Source organism: Mesorhizobium sp. BHbdii (assembly GCF_053848045.1).
Map to the genome: position 1 here is coordinate 13166 of NZ_JBSPKX010000014.1, position 13424 is coordinate 26589.

The 13424-nt window shown below is 61.7% G+C and carries 15 protein-coding genes and 1 riboswitch; of the genes, 10 read left to right on the forward strand and 5 right to left on the reverse strand.

The features are described 5' to 3' along the window. Nucleotides 1-4: 4 nt before the first annotated feature. Genes thiS through thiC form a run of 3 tightly spaced genes read right to left on the reverse strand, consistent with a single transcriptional unit; the run spans nucleotide 5 to nucleotide 2989 of the window. On the reverse strand, nucleotides 5-202 hold the full coding sequence (gene thiS, locus ACWTU8_RS30340) for a sulfur carrier protein ThiS (protein WP_455851032.1): 198 nt from the start codon (nucleotides 200-202) through the stop codon (nucleotides 5-7). Next, nucleotides 171-1169: a glycine oxidase ThiO gene (gene thiO, locus ACWTU8_RS30345; RefSeq protein WP_455851033.1), complete on the reverse strand. Its 999-nt coding sequence runs from the start codon at nucleotides 1167-1169 to the stop codon at nucleotides 171-173. The genes thiS and thiO overlap by 32 nt, the downstream gene beginning before the upstream one ends. After that, complete coding sequence (thiC, locus tag ACWTU8_RS30350; protein ID WP_455851034.1) at nucleotides 1166-2989, reverse strand: phosphomethylpyrimidine synthase ThiC; 1824 nt, start codon at nucleotides 2987-2989, stop codon at nucleotides 1166-1168. Before thiC ends, thiO begins: the two co-directional genes overlap by 4 nt. A gap of 105 nt (nucleotides 2990-3094) precedes the next feature. After that, a riboswitch (TPP riboswitch) is annotated at nucleotides 3095-3210 on the reverse strand. On the opposite strand from thiC, the gene ACWTU8_RS30355 reads away from it, so the two are divergent. Then, nucleotides 3206-3433, forward strand: coding sequence for a hypothetical protein (locus tag ACWTU8_RS30355; RefSeq protein ID WP_455851035.1), 228 nt, complete (start codon nucleotides 3206-3208; stop codon nucleotides 3431-3433). It overlaps the preceding riboswitch by 5 nt. A 98-nt stretch (nucleotides 3434-3531) precedes the next feature. On the opposite strand, the gene ACWTU8_RS30360 is transcribed toward ACWTU8_RS30355, so the two are convergent. Together ACWTU8_RS30360 and ACWTU8_RS30365 are read right to left on the reverse strand one after the other, a co-directional pair. After that, on the reverse strand, nucleotides 3532-3942 hold the full coding sequence (locus ACWTU8_RS30360; RefSeq protein ID WP_198032720.1) for a helix-turn-helix domain-containing protein: 411 nt from the start codon (nucleotides 3940-3942) through the stop codon (nucleotides 3532-3534). 4 nt (nucleotides 3943-3946) lie between these two features. Then, nucleotides 3947-4243: a type II toxin-antitoxin system RelE/ParE family toxin gene (locus ACWTU8_RS30365; protein ID WP_455851055.1), complete on the reverse strand. Its 297-nt coding sequence runs from the start codon at nucleotides 4241-4243 to the stop codon at nucleotides 3947-3949. Nucleotides 4244-4754: 511 nt separating this feature from the next. Here ACWTU8_RS30365 and ACWTU8_RS30370 point away from each other — a divergent pair. The 9 genes from ACWTU8_RS30370 to trbJ all read left to right on the forward strand — a co-directional run bounded on the left by ACWTU8_RS30370 (nucleotide 4755) and on the right by trbJ (nucleotide 13419). Next, on the forward strand, nucleotides 4755-5090 hold the full coding sequence (locus ACWTU8_RS30370) for a DUF2285 domain-containing protein (protein ID WP_455851036.1): 336 nt from the start codon (nucleotides 4755-4757) through the stop codon (nucleotides 5088-5090). Nucleotides 5091-5336: 246 nt separating this feature from the next. Next, on the forward strand, nucleotides 5337-5612 hold the full coding sequence (locus tag ACWTU8_RS30375; RefSeq protein ID WP_455851037.1) for an AlbA family DNA-binding domain-containing protein: 276 nt from the start codon (nucleotides 5337-5339) through the stop codon (nucleotides 5610-5612). 273 nt (nucleotides 5613-5885) lie between these two features. After that, a complete protein-coding gene (locus tag ACWTU8_RS30380) occupies nucleotides 5886-7877 on the forward strand; it encodes a conjugal transfer protein TraG (RefSeq protein ID WP_455851038.1) in 1992 nt (663 codons plus the stop codon). Between the two features lie 47 nt (nucleotides 7878-7924). After that, nucleotides 7925-8326: a CopG family transcriptional regulator gene (locus ACWTU8_RS30385; RefSeq protein ID WP_455851056.1), complete on the forward strand. Its 402-nt coding sequence runs from the start codon at nucleotides 7925-7927 to the stop codon at nucleotides 8324-8326. Between the two features lie 210 nt (nucleotides 8327-8536). Then, nucleotides 8537-9535, forward strand: a complete 999-nt coding sequence (trbB, locus tag ACWTU8_RS30390) for a P-type conjugative transfer ATPase TrbB (RefSeq protein ID WP_455851057.1) — start codon at nucleotides 8537-8539, stop codon at nucleotides 9533-9535. Nucleotides 9536-9584: 49 nt separating this feature from the next. Then, a complete protein-coding gene (locus ACWTU8_RS30395) occupies nucleotides 9585-9848 on the forward strand; it encodes a TrbC/VirB2 family protein (protein ID WP_245269048.1) in 264 nt (87 codons plus the stop codon). Beyond that, nucleotides 9848-10111 (forward strand): VirB3 family type IV secretion system protein, encoded by a 264-nt coding sequence (locus ACWTU8_RS30400; protein WP_455851039.1) that lies wholly within the window; start codon nucleotides 9848-9850, stop codon nucleotides 10109-10111. Before ACWTU8_RS30395 ends, ACWTU8_RS30400 begins: the two co-directional genes overlap by 1 nt. Nucleotides 10112-10123: 12 nt before the next feature. Continuing rightward, nucleotides 10124-12673 (forward strand): conjugal transfer protein TrbE, encoded by a 2550-nt coding sequence (gene trbE / locus ACWTU8_RS30405; protein ID WP_455851040.1) that lies wholly within the window; start codon nucleotides 10124-10126, stop codon nucleotides 12671-12673. Next, nucleotides 12670-13419 (forward strand): P-type conjugative transfer protein TrbJ, encoded by a 750-nt coding sequence (trbJ, locus tag ACWTU8_RS30410; protein ID WP_455851041.1) that lies wholly within the window; start codon nucleotides 12670-12672, stop codon nucleotides 13417-13419. The genes trbE and trbJ overlap by 4 nt, the downstream gene beginning before the upstream one ends. Nucleotides 13420-13424 lie beyond the last annotated feature (5 nt).

The window sequence follows — 13424 nt, forward strand, 5'->3', positions numbered from 1 at the left end:
GGTCCTACCCACCCTGCATGGGTGACAGGATCTCGATCCGGTCGCCTTCGCTCAACAGGAATTCTGCCCGGTTTGCTTTGTGCACAAGGTCGCTGTTGACAGCCGTTGCCAGCCACTCGCCCTCATAGTCGAGCGCGGCAAGCAGCGCCGCCAGTGTCGTGGCGTCATTCTCAAGCGCTTCGCCGTTGACGATCAGTTGCATGAGCAAGTTCCTCGAATTTGGCATGATCGAAGACAAGAGCGGCGGCCAGCCGCGCCATGGCGGGCGCAAGAAGGAAACCATGGCGGTAGAGCCCGTTGATGGCGACGCCATTTCCACGTGCTTCGACACGCGGCAGATTGTCGGCAAAGGCCGGGCGAATACCGGCGCCGGTCTCGATGATGCCGGCCTCACCGAAGGCCGGGTGGAGCGCGCAGGCAGCGCTGAGAAGTTCCATCATCGAACGGACCGCGACCGGACCACAGTCATCGCTCTCGATCATCGTGGCGCCGGCCATGAAACGGTGATCGCTGCGCGGCACCACGTAGAGCGGAAAGCGCGGATGAAGCAGCCGCACCGGGCGCGACAGCGAGATTTCGGGCGTGCGCAGGATAAGCATTTCGCCGCGAACCCCGCGCAGCCTCTCATTACCCGCTGCCATTCCTATGCAGTCGATCTGGCGTTCAAACCCGGAAAGCTGCCGGGCGTCCGTGGCAAAGCGGAAGTCGACTCCCCTGGCGGCGAGCTTTTCGTGAAGCGCTGCCATCGCCTGGCGCGGGTCGAGATGCGCCTCGCCGGGGAAGAACAGCCCGCGCCGGAAACGGCCGGCGAGATCGGGCTCCAGCCGCGCGATTTCCTCTTCATCGATCCAGCAATGGCCTGAGGTGCGGCTTGCGAAACGGTCAAGCTCGCCCGCATCCCGCGGCGTTGCAACAACGAGCGTTCCGGCCCGCGTCACCTGGCCGGGCAGCGCCGCCTCCCACCAGTCGGCGGCGCCGCGTCCGAGGTCCAGCACAGGCTGCTCGGCGCTTTCGCGTTCGCACCAGGGCGCTAGCATGCCGCCGGCAAACCACGATGCGCCGCCGAGACCACACCCGATTTCGGCCACGGTAACCGCTGCGCCGCGAGCGGCAAGTTCGAAGGCAGCTGTGAGGCCAGCGACGCCGGCCCCTTTGACCAGCACCCTCATGACGGCTCCGGCACCTTGGGCGTGGTGTCACTCACCGGCATATAGAGGTCGCCGCCCGCGCGATATTTTTCCGCCATCGCCGCCATTCCCTCCTTCTGTGCTTCGGCGCGGATGTCATGGGAGATGCGCATGGAGCAGAATTTCGGCCCGCACATGGAGCAGAAATGCGCCAGCTTGTGCGCCTCCTTCGGCAAGGTCTCGTCGTGGAACGAGCGCGCCGTTTCAGGGTCGAGCGAGAGGTTGAACTGGTCTTCCCAGCGGAACTCGAACCGGGCCCGTGACAGCGCATCGTCGCGGATTTTCGCCGCCGGATGGCCCTTGGCGAGGTCGGCGGCGTGCGCGGCTATTTTGTAGGTTATCACACCGGTCTTGACGTCGTTGCGATCCGGCAGACCGAGATGCTCCTTCGGCGTCACATAGCAGAGCATGGCGGTGCCGAACCAGCCGATCATGGCAGCACCGATTCCGCTGGTGATGTGGTCATAGCCGGGCGCAATATCGGTCGTCAGCGGTCCGAGCGTGTAGAAGGGTGCCTCACCGCAGATGGCGATCTGCTTGTGCATGTTCTGCTTGATCTTGTGCATCGGAACATGGCCGGGGCCCTCGATCATGACCTGGCAATCCTTGGCCCAGGCGATCTTCGTCAGCTCACCGAGCGTTTCGAGTTCGGCAAATTGCGCCGCGTCGTTGGCATCGGCGATCGAGCCCGGACGAAGACCGTCGCCGAGCGAGAAGGACACATCATAGGCGCGGCAGATGTCGCAGATTTCCGCGAAATGCTCATAAATGAAGCTTTCCCGGTGATGGTGCAGGCACCATTTCGCCATGATCGAGCCGCCTCTGCTGACAATCCCGGTGACGCGCTCGACCGTCAGCGGAATGTAATGCAGCCGGACGCCGGCGTGGATGGTGAAATAGTCAACGCCCTGCTCGGCCTGCTCGATCAGCGTATCGCGATAGACCTCCCAGCTCAGGTCCTCGGCGATGCCGCCGACCTTCTCCAGCGCCTGATAGAGCGGCACCGTGCCGATCGGCACCGGCGAATTGCGCACGATCCATTCGCGGATATTGTGGATGTTGCGGCCGGTCGACAGATCCATCACCGTGTCGGCGCCCCAGCGGATCGCCCAGACCATCTTTTCGACCTCTTCGGCCATGGACGAGGTGACGGCGGAATTGCCGATATTGGCGTTGATCTTGACCAGGAAATTGCGACCGATGATCATCGGCTCACTTTCGGGGTGGTTGATGTTGGCGGGGATGATTGCGCGCCCCCGCGCCACCTCTTCACGCACGAACTCCGGCGTGACGAAATCCGGGATCGAGGCACCGAAGGCCTCGCCCTCCCGCTGCAGCTTGCCTTGCAGGATCTCGCGTCCAAGGTTCTCGCGAATGGCGACGAATTCCATTTCGGGGGTGATGATCCCGGCGCGGGCATAGGCAAGCTGTGTCACCGCCTTGCCGGCCCGGGCCCTCCGCGGAGGGTTGCGGACTCGAAATTCCGGCGTCAGGCGCTCGCCCGCCGCAAATCCATTGTCCTCCGGCCTGACGTGGCGGCCGTCGTAGAATTCGACATCGCCACGTGCCGTGATCCAGTCCTGGCGCAGCCGGGCAAGGCCGGTCTCGATGCTGGTCTCGATAGTGGGGTCGGTATAAGGGCCGGACGGATCGTAAACCGTGACCGGCGGCTCACCGGCGGTCGGGTGGACGGCGATCTCGCGCATCGGCACCCTGATCTGCGGGTGGATGGCGCCGGGCTTGTAGGTTTTCCGCGAGGCGGACAGCGGTGCCGTCGACACGGCGGGGGTCAAGGCATTCATTTGAGGCTCCTTTGCTCATTTGCATTGGAGACCCAGTTCTGTGCCGGAAGGATGAAAAGACGGCTTGGGCGACCTGCTCGAAACAGGTTTTCGGGCATGAATTCCCGCAAAGCGCTTGCACCGTCCCTACGCCAGTGTGAACTGGATCAGGTTCAACGGGTCACTGCGCCGCGAAGCCAGCAGTATCTCAGCCCCTTGCCGGGACTCCCCTGGTGAATGCCTCGATTGGACCGGGCCGGCGCCCTTTTGTCAAGCGCCGATGCGCTGGCGTTTGCCGCCACGGCCAATTTGCTGTTGCCCACGGCGGTGGCATCGATCGCCGACGAGGACCGCCTGGCGGCCGATTGCGTCGCCATATTGCTCAGTCGCATAATCGAGTCGCTTGAGCGGGTTTCCGGCCTCCGCGCCGATGCTTTCATTGGTAGAGGCCCGGCACTGAATTGAAGCGGCTCGGCAGCTATCCTAAGCAACACATTTCAACACTTGGCTGCAGGCGCGCCATAGAGCAAATCAGAAATTCCGGCTGCACCGAACAGCCGCAATCATGCCCCCAACCGGGCTTCCCCATAATTATCGTTCCCAGTCGGCTCCTGCTCGGCCGTAATCCGAGATTTGACAGGGCGGCCCGCGTGGATGGGTATTTCCGCCCTGGTGCCATCGGGGAAGATCGCGACGATCTTAAGTTCGCCGCCGAGGCTGCGGACGTAGCGTTCCATGGTCCTTATCTGAACAGTTTCCGGGTGATGCTCGACGCGCGAAATCTCGGCCTGCTTCATTCCGGATTTTTCGGCAAGCCGGGCCTGCGTGGTGTCCATAGCCTTTCGCAGTTCGGCGAGATGGACACGGTGAATGATGGCGGCGGCGCCGCTTTCGGCCTTCGCGAGGCGATCCTTTGGTAAGCGATCGATCCACTCGCGAGCATTAGGAGCTTCGGACTTCTTGAACTTGGTCATTGTCTCATTCCTCTGCCTCAAGCCACTCATCAAAACGCTTGTCCGCTGTCGCGATGAGGGATTTGTAGAACTGCCTGCTGGCTGTGCCTTCCTTGTTGCCACCAACGAGGATAACGGCGCGTCGTTCCGGATCAAAAGCAAAGGCGAACCGCCATGCGCCACCAGTGGCGAACCGAATTTCCTTCATGTTTCGATGCTTGGAGCCGTTCAGCGTGTCGGCCAAAGGGCGCCCAAGCTGGGGACCGATCCCCTCAAGCGCTATGACCACCTCAGCCAGCTTATTCCGCCGGAAGCCTCGCACGCTCTTTAGCGAATTTCGGAAGCTTAACAACTGTCCACCCCATGGGCCATGATATAGGCTAGAGCCGATATTTCGTCAACCAGAAAGACCGTCCCGCGGCAGGGCTCGGATGCTCCTGCTGGTACGAAATCGCAGTTTCGCGGCATCAGGCCGTTTGAGCGTTGAGGTGGTGCGCCTTCCAGGCTTCACGCTCGGGCGGCTCAATATGGAGCCGGGCTGCAAAATGGTCCGAATGCGTGAAGCCGGTCGTCAAGACGGATAGCTGCCAGGTGTCGCATGTCGGCTACGTCGTGTCCGGCACCATCACCGTCAATTGGATGATGGAACCCACAAAAAAAGTTCGGGCCAGGCACGTCTTATACGATTCCGCCCGGTCATGACGCCTGGGTGGAAGCAGCGAGCACTTCACATGCATCGAGTCATGAGCGCCGAGCAATATGCCAAACCATCGTAGGACACTTCAGGGTTTCTATGACAGCTTTACCGGAGCAGTGTCGATCAGCAACGATGCGTGCCTCAACGCCCGCGCCTGAGACCTAGTCATGCTGACGGTCATGCTCACGCCCGTACGCCCGATGTCGCCGACGAGACGCCGACCTCTTCCGCCCTGACCGGCTTCGATGAAGAGCGTCTGCTCACCTGGATCCGCCTTCTGGACGCCGCGGCCGAGAAGGGCGACTGGCGCGAAGTGGCGAAGATCGTTCTGCACATCGATCCTGAGAAGGAACCGGAACGAGCGTTCAGGGCGAGGCAAACGCATCTTGCTCGCGCCAAGTGGATAACCACCAACCGCTCCAGAATCTCCTGGCCGGCGGCATCCCACAGCCGAATGGCCATAGCGAGATAGCGCGGCCTGCTCATCGAGTGACACAAGATTTCGCAGGCCGAGCCATACACCGGCTCAGTGTGGCCGGCGCGGCGCGACCTTGCACCTTGTGAGCCGGAAGGGCAAATCACGCCTTTCGGCGCCCTTCGGCAGCTTGGCCAACCTCGCGGTGTGCCGGTGGGCATTTTTGGCTGGTTGTTCGTATCGGTCGCGTCGGCGCCACCGCCTTCCACCTTGGCCCGCTCTGTGTGTCGCGGGGTCAAAGGGATGAATAGCGGCGGAGCACCTTGTCCAGCTTGTAGAGAACGGGGTGGAGGAAGCCGTACTCTGGAATTTAAGACCCGCTATGGCCAGCCCAAAGGGCGATCACGGTCTTACAATGAGGAGCAGAAGCGCGAACTGCTTGCAGACGTGTCCTCATTCGCAAACACAGGAGGAGGTGATCTTCTGATTGGCATCACCGAGGAAGTGGTCGGATTAGATTTGGCTGGACCCGACAAAGAGAAGCTGAAGCTCGAAAGCATGAGCGAGATGCAAGCTTGAATTCCCCCGCAGGGGGACGTGCGATGGCCTATGGTCATCATGGGCGCCTGATCGGTTGTGACCGACCAGGCGGCATCGATTCCGCGTCGAGGTCGCCCAACTGCTTTCGCGGGCTGCTTGAAATTCATCGTTACAGAACAAGTGGCCAGCGCAGATCGCAAGTCTTTTTAGGTCTGGATCCTATAGGCTGCCGCGATGAACCCTTTCCCTATTGCACTGCCTTTGTTCGTACACTGTTTATTCGCTCCCGAATTTTTGAAGCGGAAAATAATGATGCCGGCAACCAAAATATTGTGGGGTCAGATCGTGGCTGTTTTGACCATCGTGCTTACGACCACGTGGGGAGCAACGCAATGGACGGCCTGGCGACTAGGTTACCAAGAGCAACTTGGGTCGCCCTGGTTCGAACTCGTCGACCAACCGATCTATCCGCCACCGGCATTTTTCTGGTGGTGGTTCTTCTACGACGCCTATGCACCTACAGTCTTTGTTGAAGGCGCGGTGATCGCGGCCAGCGGCAGTTTCAGCGCGATTGTTGTCGCTATCGGCATGTCACTATGGCGAGCGCGGGAGGCCAAATATGTGGCAACCTACGGCTCGGCGCGCTGGGCTGTGCGAAAGGAGATCGAAGCCGAAGGCTTGCTCGGCGCCAATGGTGTGGTTCTGGGCAAGCTGGATTGCGACTACCTTCGCCACGACGGTCCCGAACATGTCTTGTGCTTCGCGCCGACCCGAAGCGGCAAGGGCGTCGGGCTCGTCGTGCCTTCCCTGTTGACTTGGCCGGGAAGCGCAATCGTTCACGACATCAAGGGTGAGAATTGGGGACTGACCGCTGGCTGGCGAGCACGTTTCGGCCGTGTGCTGCTGTTCGACCCAACCAATGCTGCGTCAGCCGCCTACAACCCGCTGGTGGAAGTCCGGCGTGGCGCGTCGGAGGTGCGAGACGTCCAGAACGTCGCTGACGTGCTGGTCGACCCAGAGGGGTCTCTGGAACGCAGGAATCATTGGGAAAAGACCAGCCACGCGCTGCTAGTCGGCGCCATCCTGCATGTCCTCTACGCCGAAAATGACAAGACGCTCGCCGGTGTTGCCAAGTTTCTCTCCGACCCGCGGCGGCCGATCGAGACTACGTTGCGAACCATGATGCTGACCAAGCACCTCGGCGATGCCGGTCCGCACCCCGTCGTGGCATCGGCAGCACGTGAATTGCTCAACAAGTCGGAGAATGAGCGCTCTGGAGTGCTGTCGACCGCGATGAGTTTCCTGGGGCTTTACCGCGATCCAGTTGTGGCCCAGGTGACGTCTCGTTGCGATTGGCGCATTGCCGATCTGGTTGAGAACGCGCTACCCACGACGCTCTATCTGGTCGTACCGCCATCGGACATCAGCCGCACCAAGCCGCTCGTCCGGCTTATCCTCAATCAGATCGGCCGCAGGCTGACGGAAGATCTGCATGCGAAGGATCGCCGGCATCGCTTGCTTCTGATGCTCGACGAATTCCCGGCGCTTGGCCGGCTTGATTTCTTCGAGTCGGCGCTCGCCTTCATGGCCGGTTATGGCATCAAGTCGTTCCTCATTTCCCAGTCGCTCAACCAGATCGAAAAAGCCTACGGGCCGAACAATTCCATCCTCGACAACTGCCATGTGCGTGTGAGTTTCGCGACCAACGATGAGCGGACCGCCAAGCGCGTCTCCGACTCTCTGGGAACGGCAACTGAAATGCGGGCGATGAAGAACTATGCCGGGCATCGTCTGTCGCCGTGGCTTGGGCATCTCATGATCTCGCGACAGGAGACCGCCCGCGCGCTGATGACCCCCGGCGAGATCATGCAGTTGCCACCAACCGATGCCATTGTGATGGTCTCTGGACTGCCCCCGATCCGAGCGAAAAAGGCGCGCTATTTCGCAGATCCGCGGCTTGCCGAGCGCGTCCTGCCTCCGCCCAAGCCCACAACCACCGACGGAGTATCGCGTCCAGATGACTGGACTGGATTGTCGGTTGCCAAGGTGCAGCCGGCGCAGGCAACGCGCGCATTGTATTGCCGGCAAGACGGTGACCCTGACAATTGCGGTATCCGCCGCCAGCCAGAACTACCCGAGCATGAGGATATCGCGCCCGCGCCCACGCTGGCGCACAATGATGAATTCGACCTTGATCGCGACGAATCCGATGATGAGGCCGCCCGCCGGCGTTCGGTCGACCAGACGATGCGGCGCACCGCGCGACAGGCCGCACTCGATCCCAAAGATGGAATCGAACTTTGACCTCCGTGAAAAAGCGCCGCCTGTCTGCTTATCTGGAACCGGAGGTCATGAATGCGCTTGCCGACTACGCCGCCAAGAGAGATGTGTCGCTGTCGCTGATCGCCGAGGCAGCTATCGCTTCTTTTTTGTCTCCGGATGCTGAGGAGCGCAAAGAGGCGGCAATCACAAGGCGGCTCGACCAGATCGACCGGCGCGTTCAGCGCGTCGAACGCGATCTCGGTATCTCGATCGAGACGCTGGCGTTGTTCGTGCGCTTCTGGCTCACCTCAACTCCGGCCTTACCTGACGCCGCTCAGCCTGAAGCGCGCGCGAAAGGTCGGCAGCGCTATGACGCTTTCGTCGATGCGCTCGGGCGCAGATTGAGCAAGGGGCCAAAGCTCAGCCAAGAAATTGCCGAGGACATTGCGCCTCCAGCATCGACGGACACGGCTGAGTCGCATCCGGGCTAGTGGGCCGAGGCGGTCAGCTCGTCTGCACCGCATTTTGCAAGTCTCTGCACGTCGCGTTGCTGCCGGCCGTTTTCCTTGTTGCAACGCTCACATTCCTGCTTCTTCTAATCATCCCCGTCAGCGGTGCGAAACAAATCGCCCGAGAAAATGGGGATCATCGTGGCAGACAATCAAAATGCCGGCAGGGAAGCAGTGTCGCGTGGGGCGCGCATGCTGCGCACAGCGCTCGGCCCGGCTATAGCCGGGTTTCTTGAAGATCCCTCGATCGTCGAGGTGATGCTGAACCCAGACGGCCGCCTGTGGGTCGACCGGCTGAAAGAAGGCCTGTCACCCGCCGACGAGATGCTGATCCCGGCAGATGGCGAGCGGATCATCCGGCTCGTTGCGCATCACGTCGGCGCCGAAGTACATCCAGGCGCTCCGCGTGTCTCGGCCGAACTGCCTGAAACGGGTGAACGGTTTGAAGGCCTGTTGCCACCGGTTGTAGCCGGCCCCGCTTTTGCCATTCGCAAGCCCGCCGTCGCCGTGTTCACGCTCCAGGATTACGTAGGCGCCGGCGTAATAACTGATGCGCAGGCCGACGTGCTGCGGCTCGCCATTGAAAAGCGTAAGAACGTATTGGTCGCCGGTGGCACGTCGACGGGCAAGACGACGCTGGTCAACGCGCTGCTAGCAGAGGTGGCGAAGACCTCAGATCGGATCGTGCTGATCGAGGATACGCGCGAGCTGCAGTGTGCTGCGCCCAATCTTGTCGCTCTGCGGACCAAGGAGGGCGTCGCCTCGCTCTCCGATCTGGTCAAGTCGTCGCTGCGGCTTCGCCCCGACCGCATCCCGATCGGTGAAGTACGCGGAGCGGAAGCACTCGATCTCTTGAAAGCCTGGGGCACCGGCCATCCCGGTGGCATCGGTACCATCCATGCGAGCACCGCACTCGGCGCGCTGCGCCGACTCGAGCAACTCGTACAGGAGGCCGTTGTCACGGTTCCTCGCGCTTTGATCGCCGAGACGATTGATCTCGTTGCTGTGCTCGCAGGACGCGGTTCAGCCCGTCGCCTCGTCGAGATCGCGCTCGTTGACGGGCTCGATCCCGTCACCGGCGACTACCGCATCCTCGAAGCCAAAATCGAGACCAATCCAACCGTGAATCCCGAGTCATCCATGGAGCTTCAGAATGACCCCGATCCGCTTCACTTCATCGTCTATCCCTAAGCTTGGCGCGGTCCTCCCGCGCGCCGCCACGGCTACCGCGATCGGGGCCATGATGGTTGTCCCTGTTCATGCGGCAGGTTCTTCCATGCCGTGGGAGCAACCGCTTCAACAAATCCTCGAATCGATCGAAGGACCGGTCGCCAAGATCGTCGCCGTGATCATCATCATCGTCACCGGCCTGTCGCTCGCCTTCGGCGACACTTCGGGCGGATTCCGCCGTCTGATCCAGATCGTGTTCGGCCTGTCCATCGCCTTCGCGGCGAGTTCGTTCTTCCTGTCGTTCTTCTCGTTCGGCGGTGGAGCGCAGATCTAATGGAAGAGGATGTCCGCGGCTTCTTCGCACCGGTCCACCGGGCGCTCACCGAACCGATTCTGCTCGGCGGCGCACCGCGCGCGGTCGCTATTGTCAACGGCACGCTGGCCGGCGCGGTCGGTCTTGGGCTGCGACTCTGGTTCGCCGGCATCGTGATCTGGGCCATCGGTCATTTCGCGGCCGTGCTGGCCGCCAAGCGCGACGCCCAGTTCCTCGACGTGGTTCGCCGGCACCTGCGCTATCCCGCGCATTTCGGCTGCTGAGAGGTTTTCTCGATGATGAACCTCATCGAATACCGCAAACGCTCGCAAAACCTAGCCGACTATCTGCCCTGGGCCGCATTGGTGGCCCCAGGCATCGTGCTCAACAAGGACGGCTCGTTCCAGCGAACCGCGCGGTTTCGCGGCCCCGATCTCGACAGTGCAACGCCGGCCGAACTGGTCGGCTCGACGGCCCGCCTCAACAATGCGCTACGTCGTCTCGGCTCCGGCTGGGCGATCTTCGTCGAAGCCGCCCGACTTACAGCTCAAGACTATCCGGCAGGGCTTTTTCCTGACAGCGCGTCAGCGTTGATCGACCTTGAACGCCGCGAACAGTTCGAAGGTGGCTCCTACCATGGATCACCCGGGCAGGGCTGTGGCGAGTTCCATGCTGAGCTCTTCGAAAGCAGTTACTTTCTGACCTTTGTCTGGCTGCCGCCGGCCGAGGAAACATCCCGGTTGGAAAACTGGCTCTACGAAGGCCGGGAAAAGAGCGGCGTCGACCCCGTGGAGCTTTTGAAGAGTTTCGTCGACCGCACCGACCGTGTGCTGAACCTCATCGAAGGTTTCGTTCCCGAAGTCGACTGGCTCGATGATACCGAGACGCTGACTTACCTGCACTCGACGGTCTCAACCAATCGCCATCGTGTCCGTGTTCCCGAGACGCCGATGCATCTCGATGCATTGCTCGTCGATCAACCGCTCGCCGGCGGGCTGGAGCCGCGGCTTGGCGAGTCCCATCTGCGCACGCTCACAATCACAGGCTTCCCGACCGCGACCTTTCCCGGGATCCTTGATGAACTCAACCGACTTGCGTTCCCATACCGCTGGTCGACGCGGGCAATCATGCTCGACAAGACCGACGCGACCCGCCTGCTGACAAAGATCCGCCGGCAGTGGTTCGCCAAAAGGAAGTCCGTCGCGGCGATCCTCAAGGAGGTGATGACCAATGAGGCATCGGTCCTCGTCGACACGGATGCCGCCAACAAGGCAGCCGACGCGGACGCCGCACTACAGGAACTCGGCTCTGACCAGATTGGCGAGGCCTACGTCACCGCGACGGTGACGGTGTGGGATCTCGATCCGTCAATTGCTGACGAAAAACTCCGGCTGACGGAAAAGATCATCCAGTCACGCGATTTCACGGCGATCGTCGAGCGTGTCAACGCCGTCGAGGCCTGGCTCGGCAGTATCCCGGGCCATGTCTATGCCAATGTCCGCCAGCCACCGCTATCGACGCTAAACCTCGCCCATATGATCCCCCTTTCGGCGGTCTGGGCAGGTCCGGCAATGGACGAGCATTTTGGAGCGCCGCCATTGTTATTCGCCAGGACGGAAGGCTCAACGCCCTTCCGGTTCAGCCTGCATGTCGGCGACGTTGGACACACGCTTGTTGTCGGCCCGACCGGAGCTGGCAAATCGGTCCTGCTCGCACTGATGGCGCTTCAGTTTCGGCGTTACCCAGACAATCAGGTCTTTGCCTTTGATTTCGGCGGATCGATCCGTGCGGCCGTGCTCGCCATAGGGGGCGATTGGCAGAATCTCGGCAGCAGTGCATCGAGCGGGCAGGGCCCGGACGATCCGCTTGGGCTGCTCAAATTGGCTGATCTGTCCGACGACATCGGCGACGTCTCGCTGCAACCTTTGGCCGGCATCCATCACATGCCCGAACGGGCCTGGGCGGCCGACTGGCTCGTCGACATTCTCCTGCGCGAAGGCGTACCCGTGACGCCGCAGGTAAGGGAATATCTGTGGTCGGCGCTGACATCGCTCGCCAGTGCGCCGCTCCAGGAGCGGACACTCACCGGCCTGTCGGTGCTGCTGCAATCCGCGCCATTGAAGCAGGCGCTGCGGCCCTATTGTATCGGCGGCCCGTTTGGCCGGTTGCTCGACGCCGAACACGAGCGTCTCGGTGAAGCATCCGTTCAGGCGTTCGAGACCGAAGGGTTGATCGGCACCGGTGCTGCGCCCGCTGTGCTCGCCTATCTGTTCCACCGCATCGAGCAGAGGATGGACGGCAGGCCAACACTGCTGATCATCGACGAAGGCTGGCTGGCGCTCGACGACGGCGGTTTTGCCGATCAATTACGCGAATGGCTGAAGACGTTGAGGAAGAAGAACGCCTCCGTCGTCTTCGCCACGCAGTCGCTCTCCGACATCGCCGGATCGCCAATCGCGCCTGCCATCGTCGAGAGCTGCCCGACGCGGCTGTTTCTGCCGAACGAGCGCGCCATCGAGCCGCAGATCACCGACATCTATCGCCGCTTTGGATTGAACGACCGCCAGATCGAGATCGTCGCCCGAGGGACTCCGAAGCGCGACTACTATTGCCAGTCCAGGCGCGGCAACCGGCTGTTCGAGTTGGGCCTCGGTCCGATCGCCCTCGCGCTTTGCGCCGCCTCGTCAAAGACTGATCAGGCCTCAATTGAGCGGATCATCGCGGAGAGCGGCCCTGCCAATTTTCTCGAGGCCTGGCTTGCCGATCGCGGTCTCTCCTGGGCCGCTGACCTCGTTCCCTACCTCACCAACATCGTCGACCAATCCGCAAAGGAGGTTTCGTCATGAATTGTGTCCACAACCGTCTCCGCGTCCGGCATCTGGCTGCTGCTGGTGTTGTCGCCGTCGGCGTCGCCCTGTCCTGCGGCCCGGCGTCGGCACTGATCGTCTTCGATCCCAGGAATTATGCGGAGAACGTACTCTCGGCCGCGCGCGCGCTGGAGCAGATCCAGAACCAGATCGCCTCCCTGCAGAACGAGGCGCAGATGCTGATCAATCAGGGGAGAAACCTTACCTCGCTGCCGACATCGCTGCTTGGCCAGATCGAGGGCAATTTCTCTGAGATGAAGAGCCTGCTCGGCGAGGCCGACAAGCTTGCCTACAGGGTCCAGGACATCGAAAGCCAGTTCAAGTCGACCTACGGGAATTTCGGCTCGGATCTCTCCAGCAGGCAGCTTGTCGATGATGCGCGTGAACGCTGGCAAACTTCGGTTGCTTCATTCGAGCATTCGTTGAAGGCCGGAGCTGTCGCCGTCGACAACATCGAGGGGACACGGGAGCAGACGAGCGCGGCCGTCGACGCCAGCCAGTCGGCGGTCGGTATTCTGCAGGCGACGCAGGCCGGCAACCAGCTTCTCGCCGTTCAGGCAAGGCAGGTCGCCGACCTCACCGCAATGATAGCCGCCCAAGGGCGGGTCGCAGCCCTTGAGAGCGCCAGGCAAGCAGCCGCCCAGGAACAGGCGCGAGAACAGTTCAGCCGGTTCATGACAGGCAAAAACTACAGCCCGAGCAGCGTGCGCATGTTCCACGACTAAGGACT

What these genes read in the sequence shown, in the direction of transcription:
- thiS (WP_455851032.1), bottom strand. Translation starts at nt 202, where the DNA reads ATGCAACTGATCGTCAACGGCGAAGCGCTTGAGAATGACGCCACGACA.
- thiO (WP_455851033.1), bottom strand. Translation starts at nt 1,169, where the DNA reads ATGAGGGTGCTGGTCAAAGGGGCCGGCGTCGCTGGCCTCACAGCTGCC.
- thiC (WP_455851034.1), bottom strand. Translation starts at nt 2,989, where the DNA reads ATGAATGCCTTGACCCCCGCCGTGTCGACGGCACCGCTGTCCGCCTCG.
- ACWTU8_RS30355 (WP_455851035.1), top strand. Translation starts at nt 3,206, where the DNA reads ATGCCTCGATTGGACCGGGCCGGCGCCCTTTTGTCAAGCGCCGATGCG.
- ACWTU8_RS30360 (WP_198032720.1), bottom strand. Translation starts at nt 3,942, where the DNA reads ATGACCAAGTTCAAGAAGTCCGAAGCTCCTAATGCTCGCGAGTGGATC.
- ACWTU8_RS30375 (WP_455851037.1), top strand. Translation starts at nt 5,337, where the DNA reads ATGAATAGCGGCGGAGCACCTTGTCCAGCTTGTAGAGAACGGGGTGGA.
- ACWTU8_RS30380 (WP_455851038.1), top strand. Translation starts at nt 5,886, where the DNA reads ATGCCGGCAACCAAAATATTGTGGGGTCAGATCGTGGCTGTTTTGACC.
- ACWTU8_RS30385 (WP_455851056.1), top strand. Translation starts at nt 7,925, where the DNA reads ATGAATGCGCTTGCCGACTACGCCGCCAAGAGAGATGTGTCGCTGTCG.
- trbB (WP_455851057.1), top strand. Translation starts at nt 8,537, where the DNA reads ATGCTGCGCACAGCGCTCGGCCCGGCTATAGCCGGGTTTCTTGAAGAT.
- ACWTU8_RS30395 (WP_245269048.1), top strand. Translation starts at nt 9,585, where the DNA reads ATGATGGTTGTCCCTGTTCATGCGGCAGGTTCTTCCATGCCGTGGGAG.
- ACWTU8_RS30400 (WP_455851039.1), top strand. Translation starts at nt 9,848, where the DNA reads ATGGAAGAGGATGTCCGCGGCTTCTTCGCACCGGTCCACCGGGCGCTC.
- trbE (WP_455851040.1), top strand. Translation starts at nt 10,124, where the DNA reads ATGATGAACCTCATCGAATACCGCAAACGCTCGCAAAACCTAGCCGAC.
- trbJ (WP_455851041.1), top strand. Translation starts at nt 12,670, where the DNA reads ATGAATTGTGTCCACAACCGTCTCCGCGTCCGGCATCTGGCTGCTGCT.